Origin of the sequence: Streptomyces sp. NPDC052773 (genome assembly GCF_044547145.1) — a bacterium.
GTDB lineage: Bacteria > Actinomycetota > Actinomycetes > Streptomycetales > Streptomycetaceae > Streptomyces.
In genome coordinates, this window is the sequence record NZ_JBITZX010000005.1 from 402,981 (window position 1) to 417,313 (window position 14,333).

Below are 14,333 nucleotides of genomic sequence, written 5' to 3' on the forward strand. Positions count from 1 at the left end.
TGGCGGCCATGTCCATCGGTCACACCCTTCTCGGCCTGCTCGAGTCCGGCCCCCGCCACGGCTACGACCTCAAGCGCGCCTTCGACGCGAAATTCGGTCAGGACCGGCCGCTCCACTACGGCCAGGTCTACTCGACGATGTCCCGCCTGCTGAAGAACGGGCTCGTCGAAGTCGACGGCATCGAGCCCGGCGGCGGCCCCGAGCGCAAGCGGTACGCGATCACCGACGCCGGGATCACCGACGTCGAACGGTGGCTCGCCACCCCGGAGAAGCCCGAGCCGTACCTCCAGTCGACCCTCTACACCAAGGTCGTCCTCGCGCTGCTCACCCACCGGAACGCGGCCGACATCCTCGACGGCCAGCGCGCCGAACACCTGCGCATGATGCGGATCCTCACCGACCGCAAGCGCAAGGGCGACCTCGCCGACCAGCTCATCTGCGACCACGCGCTGTTCCACCTGGAGGCCGACCTGCGCTGGCTGGAGCTGACCGCCGCGCGTCTCGACAAGCTGGCCGCGGCGGTGGTGTCCGAGTGAGCGCCCCCGCCGGTGCCCTGCTCGTGGCCGAGGGGCTGCGCAAGACGTACGGGCCGACGACGGCGCTGGACGGCGCCGAGTTCTCCATCCACCCCGGCGAGGTCGTCGCCGTCATGGGCCCCTCCGGGTCCGGCAAGTCCACCTTGCTGCACTGCCTCGCCGGGATCGTCACCCCCGACGCGGGATCGATCACGTACGCCGGACGCGAGCTGGCCACCATGAGCGACGCCGGGCGCAGCGCGCTGCGGCGCAGCGAGTTCGGGTTCGTCTTCCAGTTCGGGCAGTTGGTGCCGGAGCTGAGCTGTGTGGAGAACGTGGCACTGCCGCTGCGGCTGAACGGCACGCCCCGCAAGACCGCCGAGCGCACGGCCCGGGAGTGGATGGCCCGGCTGGAGGTCGAGGACATCGCGAAGAAGCGGCCCGGCGAGGTCTCCGGCGGTCAGGGGCAGCGCGTCGCGGTGGCGCGGGCGCTGGTCACGAGCCCCAGGGTGCTGTTCGCCGACGAGCCGACCGGCGCCCTCGACTCCCTCAACGGCGAGCGCGTGATGGAGCTGCTGACGGACGCGGCCCGGTCCACCGACGCGGCGGTCGTGCTGGTCACCCACGAGGCGCGGGTGGCCGCCTGGTCCGACCGCGAGATCGTCGTACGGGACGGCAGGTCGCGGGACATGGAGCGGATCGTATGAACCTGCGGCAGTGGACGAGGGACCTGGGCCTCGGGTTCCGGTTCGCGTTCGCCGGCGGGCGGGAGGGGTGGATCCGCACCCTGCTGACCGCCGTCGGAGTCGGCCTCGGGGTGGCGCTGCTGCTGCTCACGACCGCGATCCCGAACGCGCTGGAGGCACGGCACGACCGGGAGAGCGCCCGCTCGGACCTCCTGTTCAGCCAGACCGAGCCGGAGAAGGGCGACGACACCCTGCTGGTCGCCGACGCCGGTACATCCTTCCGCGACAAGGACATCCGGGGACGGGTGCTGGAGCCGGAGGGGCCGCACGCTCCCGTGCCGCCCGGCCTCGACAGGCTCCCCGGCGTGGACGAGATGGTCGTCTCCCCCGCCCTGAAGCGGCTGCTGGAGTCGGACGAGGGGAAGCTGCTGCGCGACCGGCTGCCGCAGCGGATCGTCGGCACCATCGGGGAGAGCGGGCTGATCGGCTCGCAGGAACTCGCCTTCTACCGGGGCGGCGAGGGGCTCGCGGCACGGCTGGACGACGGGGCGTCCCGGATCGAGCGGTTCGGTGATCCGCTGCCCTCGTCGGAGCGGATGGACCCGGTGCTGCTCCTGCTGGTGCTGGTCGTCTTCGTGGTGCTGCTGATGCCGGTCGGCGTGTTCGTCGCCACGGCCGTGCGGTTCGGCGGCGAGCGCCGCGACCGGCGGCTCGCGGCGCTGCGGCTGGTCGGCTCCGACAGCCGGATGACCCGGCGGGTGGCCGCGGGCGAGGCGATGGCCGGGGCGCTGCTCGGGCTGGTCTTCGGCACCGGGTTCTTCCTGATCGGCCGTCAGTGGGCCGGATCGGTGGAGGTCTTCCGGTTCAGCGCGTTCCCGAGCTACCTGGACCCCTCGCCGCTGCTGGCACTGCTGGTCGCCGTCGCGGTGCCCGCCGCGGCCGTGCTGGTCACCCAGGTCGCGCTGCGCGGAGTGGTGATCGAACCCCTCGGGGTGGTGCGCACGGCACGGCCCGCGCGGCGCCGGCTGTGGTGGCGGCTGCTGCTGCCGCTGGCGGGTCTCGCGATGCTGTACCCGATGATCGGCAACGGCCGGGACGAGGGCGAGTTCAACCAGTACCTCGTCACCGGCGGTGTGCTGCTGCTCCTGGTCGGCGTGACCGCGCTGCTGCCGTGGATCGTCGAGGCGGTCGTCGCCCGGCTCGGCGCGGGTGCGGTGTCCTGGCAGCTCGCCGTACGGCGGCTCCAGTTGAGCAGCGGCTCCGCGGCCCGCATGGTCAACGGCATCGCTGTGGCGGTGGCCGGGGCGATCGCGCTGCAGATGCTGTTCGCGGGCGTCGAGGACGACTACACGAAGAACACCGGGCAGGACCTCACCCGCGCCCAGATGCAGGTCGGCGTCCCGGCGGGCCTCTCGCTCGACGCCGCCCGCGCCCGCTTCGAGGCGACCGAGGGCGTCACCCGGGTCTACGGCTTCTCCGAGGGCGTGTTCGGCGACCGGGCCGAGGACCCGGAGCGGTTCACGCAGGTGGCCGTCGGCGACTGCGGATCCCTGCGGGAGCTGGCCGCGCTGCCCTCCTGCCGGGACGGCGACGTGTTCGTCCTGGAGGGCGCCGAGTACGACACCGCCGGGCCGGCCCTGGCCCGGCCCGGCGGCACGCTGTACATCGGCTCCACCCCGTCCGGCGACGAGTCGAAGCCGGTCGCCTGGCCCGTGCCGGAGGACATCAAGCGGGCCCGCTCGGTCCCGGACCCCACCGGCACCCGGCGCGGCGGCATCCTGCTCACCCCGAGCGCCCTGCCCCGCGAGGCCGCGGCGGCCGTGCCCGGCCAGCTCTATCTGCGGCTGGACGAGTCCGTGCCGGACGCCCGGGAGTACGTGCGCAACACCGCCGCGGACATCGACCCGTTCGTGGAGCCGATGACCTGGGTGGCCGCCAAGCAGAGCAACCGGTTCGCGGCCATTCGCACCGGCCTGTTCGTCGGCGCGACGTGTGTGCTGCTGCTGATCGGGGCGAGTCTGCTCGTCTCCCAGCTGGAGCAGTTGCGTGAACGCCGCAAGCTGCTGTCCTCGCTGGTCGCCTTCGGCACGCGGCGCCGGACGCTGAGTCTGTCGGTGCTGTGGCAGACGGCGGTGCCGATCGCGCTCGGTCTCGCGCTGGCCTGCGTGGTGGGGCTGACGCTGGGCACGGTGCTGCTGAAGATGACGGACACCGCGGTGCGGGTGGACTGGGCGAGCGTGCTGGCGATGACGGGGATGGGCGCGGGCGTGGTCCTCGCCGTGACTCTGCTCAGCCTGCCGCCGCTGATCCGGCTGATGCGTCCGGAGGGCCTGCGCACGGAGTAGCTCCGCCGGGCCGCCCCAGTGCCTACTGAGAGGGGTGGCTCGGGCCGTGGGCGGCTGCGGGCCGGTGGGGGTTGATCGCGCAGTTCCCCGCGCCCCTGGGCGGGGTGCCTTGGCCCGGGTCCGCCGGCGCTCTGGGTGGGGCCTCCCCGGCCGCCTCCTTCAGCGCCCTGGGTGGGGCGCGTCAGGTTGGTTCGTCCAGCACTCGTACCGGTAGCGGGCGCAAGGCGTCGCGCAGGGCGGAGGCGAGTTCCGTGTACTCCGCGCCGCGTGCCGCGCCCGCTCGCATGGCGAGGGCGATGCGGCGGGTGGGGGCGGGGTCGGCGAAGTAGCCGGTGAGGAGCTGGTTGCTGCGGCTGGTCTCCACCTTGAGGGCGGTGCGTGGCAGCAGGGTGCAGCCGAGGCCGCCGGCGACCAGCTGGACCAGGGTGGACAGGCCGGCCGCGGTGGTGGTCACGGGGGCGTCCTCGCGGCCGGCCTCGCGGCAGATGTCGAGGGCCTGGTCGCGCAGGCAGTGGCCCTCGTCCAGCAGCAGCAGGTTCAGCTCCTTCAGGGCCTCGCGCGGGATGCCCTCACGGCCGCCGAGCGCGTGGTCGAGGGGCGTGACCAGGACGAAGTCCTCGTCGAACAGCGGCAGTTCCACCACCCCCGGCACGCCCAGCGGAACCGCGAGCAGCAGCAGGTCGAGCCGGCCGGTGGTGAGGCCGTCGAGGAGGTTGGCGGTCTGCTCCTCGTGGACCTGGAGGTCGAGGTCGGGGTAGCGCTCGTGGACCAGGCGCAGCACGGTCGGCAGCAGATACGGCGCGACGGTCGGGATCACGCCGAGCCGCAGCGCCCCGGTGAACGGCGCCCGCACCGCCTCGGCCTCCTCCATCAGCGCGCCCACTTCCTCCAGGACCGCTTTCGCGCGGACGGCGAGGCGCTCGCCGGCGGGCGAGAGCAGCACCTTGCGGGTCGTACGCTCGAGGAGGGTGACTCCCAGCACCTCCTCCAGGGCGGAGACGGCGCCGGAGAGCGCGGGCTGGCTCATGCCGATCGCCGCTGCGGCGTCGCGGAAGTGCAGATGCTCGGCGACGGCGGCGAAGGCCCGGAGCTGGGCGAGACTGGGCTGGCGGCGCTTGCCGGCATGACCCATGGGGTTCACGTTACCTACAGTCACTAATAGCTACCTCCGATCAACACGACCGAGTGTAGCTATTTCACTAATCAATGCGCGCTGTGCCACGATCATGCACGTCCAACCCATGGGAAACACCCGTCAAAAGCGGGTGTTTCTTCGCTGCGCTGCAAGGAGAGCTAGTGCTCACTGTCGGTGACAAGTTCCCCGAGTTCGAACTGACCGCCTGCGTCTCGCTGGAGAAGGGCAAGGAGTTCGAGAAGATCAACCACAAGACCTACGAGGGCAAGTGGAAGGTGATCTTCGCCTGGCCCAAGGACTTCACCTTCGTGTGCCCGACCGAGATCGCGGCCTTCGGCAAGCTGAACGACGAGTTCGCCGACCGTGACGCTCAGGTCCTCGGCTTCTCCGGCGACTCCGAGTTCGTCCACCACGCCTGGCGCAAGGACCACGACGACCTGCGCGACCTGCCGTTCCCGATGATGGCCGACTCCAAGCACGAGCTGATGCGTGCCCTCGGCATCGAGGACGAGGAGGGCTTCGCCAAGCGCGCGGTCTTCATCGTGGACCAGAACAACGAGATCCAGTTCACCATGGTGACCGCCGGCTCCGTCGGCCGTAACCCCAAGGAGGTCCTGCGGGTCCTCGACGCCCTGCAGACGGACGAGCTGTGCCCCTGCAACTGGAACAAGGGCGACGAGACCCTGGACCCGGTCGCGCTGCTGGCTGGTGAGTGACGCATGTCGCTGGACGCGCTGAAGTCCCGTATACCGGACTACGCCAAGGACCTGAAGCTCAACCTGGGCTCGGTCATCGGCAACTCCGAGCTTCCCGCCCAGCAGCTGTGGGGCACCGTGCTGGCGACCGCCATCGCCTCGCGCTCCCCGATCGTGCTGCGTGAGCTGGAGCCGGAGGCGAAGGCGAACCTCACGCCGGAGGCCTACTCCGCGGCCAAGTCCGCGGCGGCCATCATGGCGATGAACAACGTCTTCTACCGCACCCGCCACCTGCTGTCGGACCACGAGTACGGCAACCTGCGCGCCGGTCTGCGGATGAACGTCATCGGCAACCCCGGCGTCGACAAGGTCGACTTCGAGCTGTGGTCGTTCGCCGTGTCCGCGATCAACGGCTGCGGCATGTGCCTGGACTCGCACGAGCAGGTGCTGCGCAAGGCGGGCCTCGACCGCGACGTGATCCAGGAGGCCTTCAAGATCGCCTCCGTGATCCAGGCGGTCGGCGTCACCCTGGACGCCGAGGCGGTCCTGGCCGAGTGACCCGGCCGACCCGCTGACGAAGCGCCGAAGGCCCCGTCCACCCACCGGTGGACGGGGCCTTCGGCGTGCGCGGGACCCGTCAGGCGTCCGGCTCCGAGGGCGGCAGGCCGGAGGCCGCGTCGCTCGCCGTGGCCCCGTGGGGCGGCGGGGAGTGCCGTAGCGCGGACTCCTGTGCGTATGCCCGCAGATAGCCGACGACCGTGTTCGTCACCGCCACCAGCGGTACGGCGACCACCGCGCCGCCGATCCCGGCCACCATGCCGCCCGCCGCGACGGACAGCACCACGGCGAGCGGATGCACCCGCACGGCCCGGCCGAGGATGAACGGCTGGAGGATGTGCCCCTCGATCTGCTGTACGGCGAGCACCACGGCCAGCGTCATCACGGCCGTGAACACGCCCTGGGTCACCAGCGCGACGACCACCGCCAGGGCCCCGGACACGACCGCGCCGACCAGCGGGATGAACGCGAACAGGAAGATGAAGACGGCCAGCGGGACGGCCATCGGCACGTCCAGGAAGTAGATGCCCAGGCCGATGAAGATCGCGTCGATCAGGGCCACTATCACCGTGCCGCGCACATACGCGGTCAGCGTCCGCCACGCCCGGGGCCCCGCGCCCGCCACCCCCGGCCGGGCGGCGGCCGGGACCAGCTTCAGCGTCCACTCCCAGATGCGCCGGCCGTCGTAGAGCAGGAACAGCGTCGAGAAGACGGCGAGCAGGATGCCGGTGAGCGCCTCGACGACGACCGTCACACCCTCCAGGCCCGCGCTGGTGATCTGCTCGGTGTTGGCGCCGACCGCCTCGCGCAGGTTCTCCGCGATGTCGTTGATCTGCTTGTCGGTGACGTGGAACGGGCTGGCCAGCAGCCAGCGGCGCAGCTCGTCGATGCCGCCCTGGACCTGGTCGGAGAGGTCGTCGATGTTCTCCATGACCTGCCAGGTCACGAACCAGCCGACCAGGCCCATCACCACGAACCCGAGCAGCGCGGCCAGCGCGGTGGCGAGCCCGCGCGGCACCCCGAGACGCCGCAGCCGGACGACGGTCGGCTGGAGCAGCGCCGTCATCAGCAGCGCGGCGACGAACGCCAGCACCACCAGCTGGACGGCGCTGATGACCCGCATGAGCACCCAGACCGTGCCGGCCAGCACCAGCAGCCGCCAGCCGGCCTCGGCGGCGACCCGGACGCCCCACGGCACGGCCTGCGCCGGATCGGGGCGGGGCGCGACGGCCGGGGCGTAGCCGGGAGGCGGTGGCACCTGCGCGGGCGACCCGGCCGGCTCACGCTCGGCGTCCGCGTGCTTCTGCTCCGCCTCCGCCCGGCGTTCCTCCCACTGTCTGCCCATGCGGTTCAGGCCGGCGCCCAACCGGCCCAGCCATCCTGGCACTCGCGACATGTTCCGCCCCTTCCCCCGTCGGTCCCCACCACTCCTCCCTGGAGTCGTCCCGACAGACCGTACATGGCGACAGCCCCTCACCGTAGAACGGCGAGGGGCTGCGCGGAGCCGGGCGGGGTACGGGCCGCGGCCTAGTACCAGTGGTTGGCCTGCCAGAACGACCAGGCGCCGCAGGGGCTGCCGTAGCGCTCGTTCATGTAGTTCAGGCCCCACTTGATCTGGGTGGCCGGATTGGTCTGCCAGTCGGCGCCGGCGGACGCCATCTTGGACCCGGGCAGCGCCTGGAAGAGGCCGTAGGCGCCGGAAGAGGGGTTGACCGCGCGGTAGTTCCAGTCCGACTCGTGGTCCACGATGTTGCTGAAGCAGGTCCACTGGTCGCCCGGCACCATCTGACGGGCCATCGACTGGATCTGCGCGATGGAGTACGAGCTCTGGACGGCGAAGGACGAGGCGTCGGCGCGGGCGGCGTCGCGGCTGGCCTTCTGCTCGGCCTCTTCCCGCTCCTTGGCTTCCTTCGCCTCCTGCGCCGCCTTCTCGGCGGCTTCCTTCTTCGCGATCGCGGTCTCGGCGGCCTTCTTGCGGGCCGCCTCCTCGGCGTCCTTCTTCGCGGTCGCGTCCGCGGCGATGGCCTGTACGTCGGCCTGCTGCGTCAGGGACGCGGTCTGCACCTGGGCCTGCTGGCCCGCGGGGATGTCCGCGAGAAGCGTCAGGTCGGTTGCCGCCGCCTCGGCGTCGTTGTTCTGCGCGGTGCTGCCCGAGGCAACGCCGACGACGCTTCCGACTGCGGTGACCGCGGTGGCCGAGGCCACTGCGAATCCCCGGACCGAAATCCGGCTCACACGGTTTCCTTCCAGCATCGCCCGCTTCGGTGACCCTGGCGGACGCAATCGTGCCCCTGGCACTGGCCTCCCCAACTACGGGGTCACGGGAGGCGCGGGCCCGGTGGGCAACTCCCTCGCGGGGAGCGCCGCATGGTGCGCGGGCGGCATACGACGGTTGCTATGGAGTTAGCGGGTGGTTCTGAAGTTGTGCCGTACCTCCCCCACTGCCTTAAGGGCGTGGGCGGTACCCCCACGGGTACAGGTGTGTCGTATGCGGGGCCTGACAGGAGTGAGACTCTGCCGCAAGGCGACGCCGCAAGGCAATTCCCAGTTGCGTGTGAAAGCTCACATCCCGTTTGGGTGCCGGGATTTCATCGTTTCCGCACAAGCGAAGGCGCCGCCCGGCTAGGCTCTTCGCCTTTCCGGACGGCGCCAACTCGCCTTCAATCGCCCCGAGATGGGGCGGACGGATCAGAAGGTCGGAAGAAACTCAGATCTGCCCTTCCTCCAGCATTTCGGTCACAAGTGCGGCGATCTGGGACCTCTCGGACCGGGTCAGGGTGACATGCGCGAACAGCGGATGTCCCTTCAGCTTCTCCACGACGGCCACGACACCGTCGTAGCGTCCGACCCGGAGGTTGTCCCGCTGGGCCACGTCGTGGGTGAGCACCACCCGGGAATTCGCCCCGATCCGGGACAGAACGGTCAGCAGGACGTTCCGCTCCAGCGACTGGGCCTCGTCCACGATCACGAACGCGTCGTGCAGCGAACGCCCGCGGATGTGGGTGAGCGGCAGCACCTCCAGCATGCCGCGCGCGGTGACCTCCTCGATGACCTCGCGGCTGGTGACCGCCGAGAGGGTGTCGAAGACGGCCTGCGCCCAGGGGCTCATCTTCTCCGCCTCGGTGCCGGGCAGATAGCCGAGCTCCTGCCCGCCGACCGCGTACAGCGGACGGAAGACCATCACCTTCTCGTGCTGACGGCGCTCCAGCACCGCCTCCAGGCCCGCGCACAGCGCCAGCGCCGACTTGCCGGTGCCGGCCCGGCCGCCCATCGAGACGATCCCGACGTCCGGGTCGAGCAGCAGGTCGAGCGCGATGCGCTGCTCGGCGCTGCGCCCCTTGATGCCGAACGCCTCCCGGTCGCCGCGCACCAGCCGCACATTGCCCTCCGGCGTCACCCGGCCGAGCGCCTTGCCGCGCTCGGACTGGATGGTCAGGCCGGTGTGCACGGGCAGGCCGGCGGCCTCGGGGACGTGGATGTGCCCCTCTTCGAACAGGATGTCGACCTGCTCGCCCGACAGGGTCAGTTCGGACATCCCGGTCCAGCCGGAGGCGTCCGTGATGGCGAGTTCGGCGCGGTACTCCTCGGCGAGGAGCCCGACGGAGGACGCCTTGATCCTCAGCGGCAGGTCCTTCGACACGACGGTGACGTCGAACCCCTCGGCCTGCAGATTGCGGGCGACCGCGAGGATGCGGGAGTCGTTGTCCCCCAGGCGGTAGCCGCTGGGCAGCACGCTGGGGTCCGAGTGGTTGAGCTCGACACGGACGGTACCGCCGAGATCCCCGGTGGGGATGGGGGCGTCGAGACGGCCGTACCGCACCCGGAGGTCGTCGAGCAGGCGCAGGGCCTGCCGGGCGAAGTACCCGAGTTCGGGATGGTGCCGCTTGGCCTCCAGCTCCGTGACCACGACGACGGGGAGCACGACCTCGTGCTCGTCGAAGCGGCTCAGGGCGTTCGGGTCGGCCAGCAGGACGCTGGTGTCGAGAACATAGGTGCGCCGGTCTGGCTTGTGGCGCTGTGCGCTGGTCACCACGGAAGGACGTACCCCCTCGGATGAGGTCGGGGAGCGACGGAGTGGAAGCTGGGCCGGGAGGCGGAGGAAATCCAGGCCGGTCGCCGGCCCTCGTGCACCACGGGCCGAAAACCGGCCCTCCGCCGCTGCTTCCGTGCCGAGACCGCACGGTGGGGCTGGTGCAAAGGGCCTCCCGGGCGGACGACCCCGTGCCGCCCGCTGAGATCCGACACCCGTGGTTCGGGCGTCGACCTGTCTGGTCTATGCCCTCGAACAGGCGATGCCATGCCACGGCATATGACGGCGCGCCGGTGAACTCCACGTGACATGCGCCGTCTTGCCGCCGTTTGCCCCACGCCGGAAGGGGTACCCGTACGCCCCTCGGAGGGACGTTTGTGCGTCAGCCGCCGTAACGGCGGTGGCGTGCCGCGTAGTCACGCAGGGCGCGCAGGAAGTCCACCTTGCGGAAAGCCGGCCAGAAGACGTCGCAGAAGTAGTACTCCGAATGGGCCGTCTGCCACAGCATGAATCCGGACAGCCGCTGCTCGCCGCTGGTGCGGATCACCAGGTCGGGGTCGGGCTGGTCGCCGGTGTACAGGTGCCGCCCGATCATGTCGATGTCGACGGCCTCGGCCAGCTCCTTCAGGGAGGTCCCCTGCTCGGCGGCCTCGTGCAGCATCGAGCGGACCGCGTCGGCGATCTCCTGCCGGCCGCCGTAGCCGATGGCGACGTTGACCAGTATCCCGTCGATGCGGGCGGTGGCCTCCTCGGCCTCCTTCAGGGTGGTCTGCATGCCCGCCGGCAGCAGGTCCATGGTGCCCACGTGGTGCACCCGCCAGCGACCGTCGGCGGCGAGGGTGCGCACGACGTCCTCGATGATGCCGAGCAGCGGGACGAGTTCCTCCTGCGGCCGGTCGAAGTTGTCCGTCGACAGCAGCCAGAGGGTGACGACCTCGACGTCCGTCTCGGTGCACCAGCCGAGGAACTCCTCGATCTTGTCGGCGCCGGCCCGGTGGCCGTGCACGGTGCTGGAGCCCGCCGCCTTCGCCCAGCGGCGGTTGCCGTCCATGATCACGCCGATGTGCTTGGGCACCTGAGCGTGGTCCAGGTGGCCTTCCACCCGGCGTGCGTAGAGCCTGACCAGCAGGCCGCGCAGCTTGTCGCGCAGGTTCACGTGATTGTCAGCCCCTCCGGTGCGGATCGGACAGGGGACGGGCACGGCGCGCCGGCGGCGCCTGGGCCGGGCGCGGATTCGGGTGCGCCCCTGTCCGTATGGCGGTCCCCGGGGCGAAGCCTACCCCTGCGGTGGGGGGTGGCCGGGTGTGGGGGCGGGGGCGGGCGGTTCCGGGGGACGGGAGCCGTCGGTTCCGGGCGCCAGGGCCGGCGGCGGGCGGGGCGGACGGCTGCCGGCACGGGAGCCATCGGTTCTGGGCGCCGGGGCCGCGGGCCGGGGCGGGCGGCTTTTGGGCGTCGGCGCCGCCGGCCGGAGCGGGCGGTTTCGGGTGCTGGTTCCGCGGACTGCCGGGGAAAGAAAAACGGGCCGGTCCGTGGGGGGGAGACGGACCGGCCCGAGGGGGGGTTTCCACCATAACCCTTCGTAAGGGTTGGCGCGCACATCGGCGCGCCACAACTACTCTCCGAAGTTGCCCGGCGACGCCGCGCTGGGCGCGGAAAGCCCCGTTCACAGGGGGTGAGTGGCCGGTTCACAGCCCTCCGCAGACCCGCGCGGCATCCCCCGTGCGGGCGACACCGGCATGTCGGCGTCCGCTTGACGCGCGTCGGCCGGGGCGAAAGCGGAGGCGGGGCGGGGCGCCGCGCAGCCCCCTCCACTGCGCGATGCCGCCCGCGCAGCTTTGCTGACGCGAATTACCTGACCTGAACTTACGTGAGGGGGAGGCGCAAACGAGTCGTTTCCCATAACGATGTGAAAACAGTGTGAATGAAGAGACGGATGTGGTGACTGCGACAGCTGTGTGACGGAGGCTAGAGGGTGGGCTTCCGCGCCTCGAACAGATGCCGGGTGCTGTGGGCGACGAACGCCCCCTCCGCCCGGATCCGCTCGTGCAACGCGCGCAGCTGCGGCTCGTACGCCTCGACGGTGAAGCCGGGCACCATCCAGACCACCTTCCGCAGGAAGTGCACGACGGCGGCGATGTCGTGGAACTCCATCCGCAGCCGCTCCGCCCGCAGGTCCACGACCTCGAGGCCCGCCGCCTCGGCGTCGGCGCGCTCCCGCTCCGGGTCACGCCCCCGGCGTACCTCCTCGGGCTGGGGCCCCAGGAAGTACTCCACGAGCTCGAAGACGCTGCTCGGCCCGACGTGCTGGGCGAAGTACGTGCCGCCGGGCCGGAGCACCCGCGCGATCTCGGCCCAGTGGGGCGTGACGGGGTGCCGGCTCGCGACCAGGTCGAAGGCGCCGTCCGCGAACGGCAGCGGAGCGTCCTCGGGGGCGGCGACGACCACGACGCCGCGCGGCGCGAGCAGGGCGGTGGCCTTGGCGACGTTCGGCGGCCAGCCCTCGGTGGCGGCGACGAGGGCGGGGGCGGAGGGCGCCCGGCCGAGCGCGAAGTCCAGGACCTCACCTCCCCCGGTCTGGACGTCCAGCACGGCACGCGCCGCGCCCAGCCGTCCGGCCAGCGACTCGGCGTACCGCCAGGAGGGCCGTGCCTCGGTGGCCCGGCCCTCGAACCAGGAGAAGTCCCAGCCCTCGGTGGGGACGGAGGCACCTTCGACGATCAGTTCCTGGAAGGTGCGGGTGTGCGCGCTGTCCATGGACTGATCGTCGCCGACTCCCGCGCGGGCGACCAACGGGTTTCTGCCGCGGCTCCCGCCGCTCAGTCGACCAGCGGCCGGACCCGCTCCGCCGCGAACCGGATGAACCCCTCGGGGTCGGGCTCGTCGGCGGTCGGCTGGAGGACGACGGTGTCGGCACCGGCCTCGGCCAGCCGCCGTACGGCCTCGGCGACGTCCGCCGCGTCCCCCGCGACGCCGAGGTCGGGGACATCGGCGAGGCCTTCGGCGGCCAGCTCGGCACGCAGCCGGTCGGAGGCGCCGGGACCGGTGGCGGTCAGCAGATAGACGACGACGTGATGCGGCGGCTCGGTCCCGTCACGGCCGGCCGTCGCGCGCCCCTCCTCGATGAGCTGCCGGGCCCGCCGTACGCCGTCCGGCGGGGTGGACGCGGTCAGGATGGTCCCGTCGGCGGCCTCTCCCGACAGCCGCAGCGAGCGAGGACCGGTGACTCCGGCGAGCACCGGGGCCGGTGCGAGGGGCGGCCAGTCGAGGGCGACGTCGTCGAGCCGTACGTACCGCCCCTCGGTGGTGACCCGCTCCCCGCGCAGCAGGGCCCGCAGCGCGACCAGGTACTCCCGCAGCAGGGTCACCGGCGACTCCGCCCGGGCTCCGACCTGCCCCATCCAGTCCTGTACGCCGTGTCCCACGCCCAGGATCGCGCGGCCGGGGAACATCCGGTGCAGGGACGCCGCCTCCATCGCCGTGACCGCCACATTCCGCAACGGCACGGGCAGCAGCCCGACCCCCACCTTCATCCGCTCGGTCCAGGCGAGCGCGGCGGCGGCCGTGGAGATCCCGCCCTCCAGGAAGCAGTCCTCCCACAGCCACAGCTCGTCGAGTCCGGCGTCGTCGGCGAGGCGCGCGAGGGCACGCAGTCGCTCGGGCGGAAGTTGCGGGCGGAACACTGCGCCGAGTCCAGTCATGAACACTTCCTAGCCGGAGCGGTGGACACGGACAACTCCTTTACGTCACCCGCTGGTTGTCGGCCTCTGGCGCAGCACCTCGTCGACGCGGTGCCGGCTGATGTCCTGGCCCGGGCCTTCCATTCATCCAACGAGGGCGACGGACATCTGGAGCAGGCTCTTGCGCATGCTGGCAGTCTGATCCACCGGAACGTGCCGGAACGGAAGGTGGGCTCGCATGGGTCGGCGGTGGCGCGACGGGCGGGGGACGCTGGTGGTCCACGGGGCCACGGGCGAGATCCGAGTCCCCCTGGAGATCGCGACGTCCTACCGGGCCCGCACAAAAGGCCTGCTCGGCCGGGACACGGTGCACGGCGCGCTGCTCCTCTCCCCCGCCGGCAGCATCCACACCTTCGGCATGCGCATCCCCATCGATGTCGCCTACCTCGACCGCCGGCTCCGGGTCATCGCCGTACGCACGATGCAGCCGGGGCGGCTGGGGCTGCCCCGGCTGCGGGCTCGGCATGTGGTGGAGGCGGGGGCGGGGGTGATGGCGGGGTGGGGGTTGAGCGCGGGGGTGGCGGTGAGGATCGTGGCTCGGGGACAGGAAGAGAAGGCAGGGAGCGATGGGTAACGTCACGCTCCGCCTGGACGGCCGGGTGCTCCCGGGGACGCCGTATGACCGAAGCCCT

General features: G+C 71.6%; 13 protein-coding genes. 6 read left to right on the forward strand and 7 right to left on the reverse strand.

Annotated features, from left to right (window positions below; genetic code table 11):
* The first annotated feature begins 8 nt into the window (after positions 1–8).
* From ACIG0D_RS14590 to ACIG0D_RS14600, 3 genes are read left to right on the forward strand one after another with little or no spacing between them, the layout of a single operon-like run.
* Positions 9–536 carry a PadR family transcriptional regulator gene (locus ACIG0D_RS14590; RefSeq protein ID WP_399800069.1) on the forward strand — a complete coding sequence of 176 codons (528 nt, stop codon included), beginning with the start codon at positions 9–11 and terminating at the stop codon, positions 534–536.
* Positions 533–1,222 (forward strand): ABC transporter ATP-binding protein, encoded by a 690-nt coding sequence (locus tag ACIG0D_RS14595; RefSeq protein ID WP_399800072.1) that lies wholly within the window; start codon positions 533–535, stop codon positions 1,220–1,222. The genes ACIG0D_RS14590 and ACIG0D_RS14595 overlap by 4 nt, the downstream gene beginning before the upstream one ends.
* Positions 1,219–3,546 (forward strand): ABC transporter permease, encoded by a 2,328-nt coding sequence (locus ACIG0D_RS14600; RefSeq protein WP_399800074.1) that lies wholly within the window; start codon positions 1,219–1,221, stop codon positions 3,544–3,546. The genes ACIG0D_RS14595 and ACIG0D_RS14600 overlap by 4 nt, the downstream gene beginning before the upstream one ends.
* 181 nt (positions 3,547–3,727) lie before the next feature.
* Here ACIG0D_RS14600 and ACIG0D_RS14605 read toward each other — a convergent pair whose 3' ends face one another.
* The gene (locus tag ACIG0D_RS14605) at positions 3,728–4,678 is read right to left on the reverse strand and encodes a LysR substrate-binding domain-containing protein (protein WP_399800076.1); all 951 of its coding nucleotides are present in this window, start codon (positions 4,676–4,678) and stop codon (positions 3,728–3,730) included.
* A 164-nt stretch (positions 4,679–4,842) separates the two neighbouring features.
* Between ACIG0D_RS14605 and ACIG0D_RS14610 the strand changes: the two genes are divergently transcribed.
* Together ACIG0D_RS14610 and ACIG0D_RS14615 are read left to right on the forward strand one after the other, a co-directional pair.
* Positions 4,843–5,397, forward strand: coding sequence for a peroxiredoxin (locus ACIG0D_RS14610; protein ID WP_166002055.1), 555 nt, complete (start codon positions 4,843–4,845; stop codon positions 5,395–5,397).
* A 3-nt stretch (positions 5,398–5,400) separates the two neighbouring features.
* The gene (locus tag ACIG0D_RS14615; protein WP_399800079.1) at positions 5,401–5,934 is read left to right on the forward strand and encodes an alkyl hydroperoxide reductase; all 534 of its coding nucleotides are present in this window, start codon (positions 5,401–5,403) and stop codon (positions 5,932–5,934) included.
* A gap of 79 nt (positions 5,935–6,013) precedes the next feature.
* On the opposite strand, the gene ACIG0D_RS14620 is transcribed toward ACIG0D_RS14615, so the two are convergent.
* From ACIG0D_RS14620 to ACIG0D_RS14645, 6 genes are all read right to left on the reverse strand, one after another.
* Complete coding sequence (locus ACIG0D_RS14620) at positions 6,014–7,330, reverse strand: AI-2E family transporter (RefSeq protein ID WP_399800082.1); 1,317 nt, start codon at positions 7,328–7,330, stop codon at positions 6,014–6,016.
* A gap of 131 nt (positions 7,331–7,461) precedes the next feature.
* A complete protein-coding gene (locus ACIG0D_RS14625; RefSeq protein ID WP_365758226.1) occupies positions 7,462–8,169 on the reverse strand; it encodes a transglycosylase SLT domain-containing protein in 708 nt (235 codons plus the stop codon).
* 472 nt (positions 8,170–8,641) lie between these two features.
* Entirely contained in the window at positions 8,642–9,967 is a 1,326-nt protein-coding gene (locus ACIG0D_RS14630) for a PhoH family protein (RefSeq protein WP_399800086.1), read from the reverse strand.
* A gap of 379 nt (positions 9,968–10,346) precedes the next feature.
* Complete coding sequence (locus ACIG0D_RS14635; protein WP_399800088.1) at positions 10,347–11,120, reverse strand: isoprenyl transferase; 774 nt, start codon at positions 11,118–11,120, stop codon at positions 10,347–10,349.
* A gap of 809 nt (positions 11,121–11,929) precedes the next feature.
* Positions 11,930–12,718 carry a class I SAM-dependent methyltransferase gene (locus ACIG0D_RS14640; RefSeq protein WP_399800091.1) on the reverse strand — a complete coding sequence of 263 codons (789 nt, stop codon included), beginning with the start codon at positions 12,716–12,718 and terminating at the stop codon, positions 11,930–11,932.
* 62 nt (positions 12,719–12,780) lie between these two features.
* Positions 12,781–13,662 carry an LLM class flavin-dependent oxidoreductase gene (locus ACIG0D_RS14645; protein ID WP_399800093.1) on the reverse strand — a complete coding sequence of 294 codons (882 nt, stop codon included), beginning with the start codon at positions 13,660–13,662 and terminating at the stop codon, positions 12,781–12,783.
* 217 nt (positions 13,663–13,879) lie between these two features.
* Between ACIG0D_RS14645 and ACIG0D_RS14650 the strand changes: the two genes are divergently transcribed.
* Positions 13,880–14,275 carry a DUF192 domain-containing protein gene (locus ACIG0D_RS14650; protein ID WP_399800095.1) on the forward strand — a complete coding sequence of 132 codons (396 nt, stop codon included), beginning with the start codon at positions 13,880–13,882 and terminating at the stop codon, positions 14,273–14,275.
* The last annotated feature ends 58 nt before the right edge of the window (positions 14,276–14,333 follow it).

Coding starts and splice junctions, on each gene's coding strand:
- ACIG0D_RS14590 (WP_399800069.1), top strand. CDS start 9: ATGTCCATCGGTCACACCCTTCTCGGCCTGCTCGAGTCCGGCCCCCGC.
- ACIG0D_RS14600 (WP_399800074.1), top strand. CDS start 1,219: ATGAACCTGCGGCAGTGGACGAGGGACCTGGGCCTCGGGTTCCGGTTC.
- ACIG0D_RS14605 (WP_399800076.1), bottom strand. CDS start 4,678: ATGGGTCATGCCGGCAAGCGCCGCCAGCCCAGTCTCGCCCAGCTCCGG.
- ACIG0D_RS14615 (WP_399800079.1), top strand. CDS start 5,401: ATGTCGCTGGACGCGCTGAAGTCCCGTATACCGGACTACGCCAAGGAC.
- ACIG0D_RS14620 (WP_399800082.1), bottom strand. CDS start 7,330: ATGTCGCGAGTGCCAGGATGGCTGGGCCGGTTGGGCGCCGGCCTGAAC.
- ACIG0D_RS14640 (WP_399800091.1), bottom strand. CDS start 12,718: ATGGACAGCGCGCACACCCGCACCTTCCAGGAACTGATCGTCGAAGGT.
- ACIG0D_RS14645 (WP_399800093.1), bottom strand. CDS start 13,662: ATGACTGGACTCGGCGCAGTGTTCCGCCCGCAACTTCCGCCCGAGCGA.
- ACIG0D_RS14650 (WP_399800095.1), top strand. CDS start 13,880: ATGGGTCGGCGGTGGCGCGACGGGCGGGGGACGCTGGTGGTCCACGGG.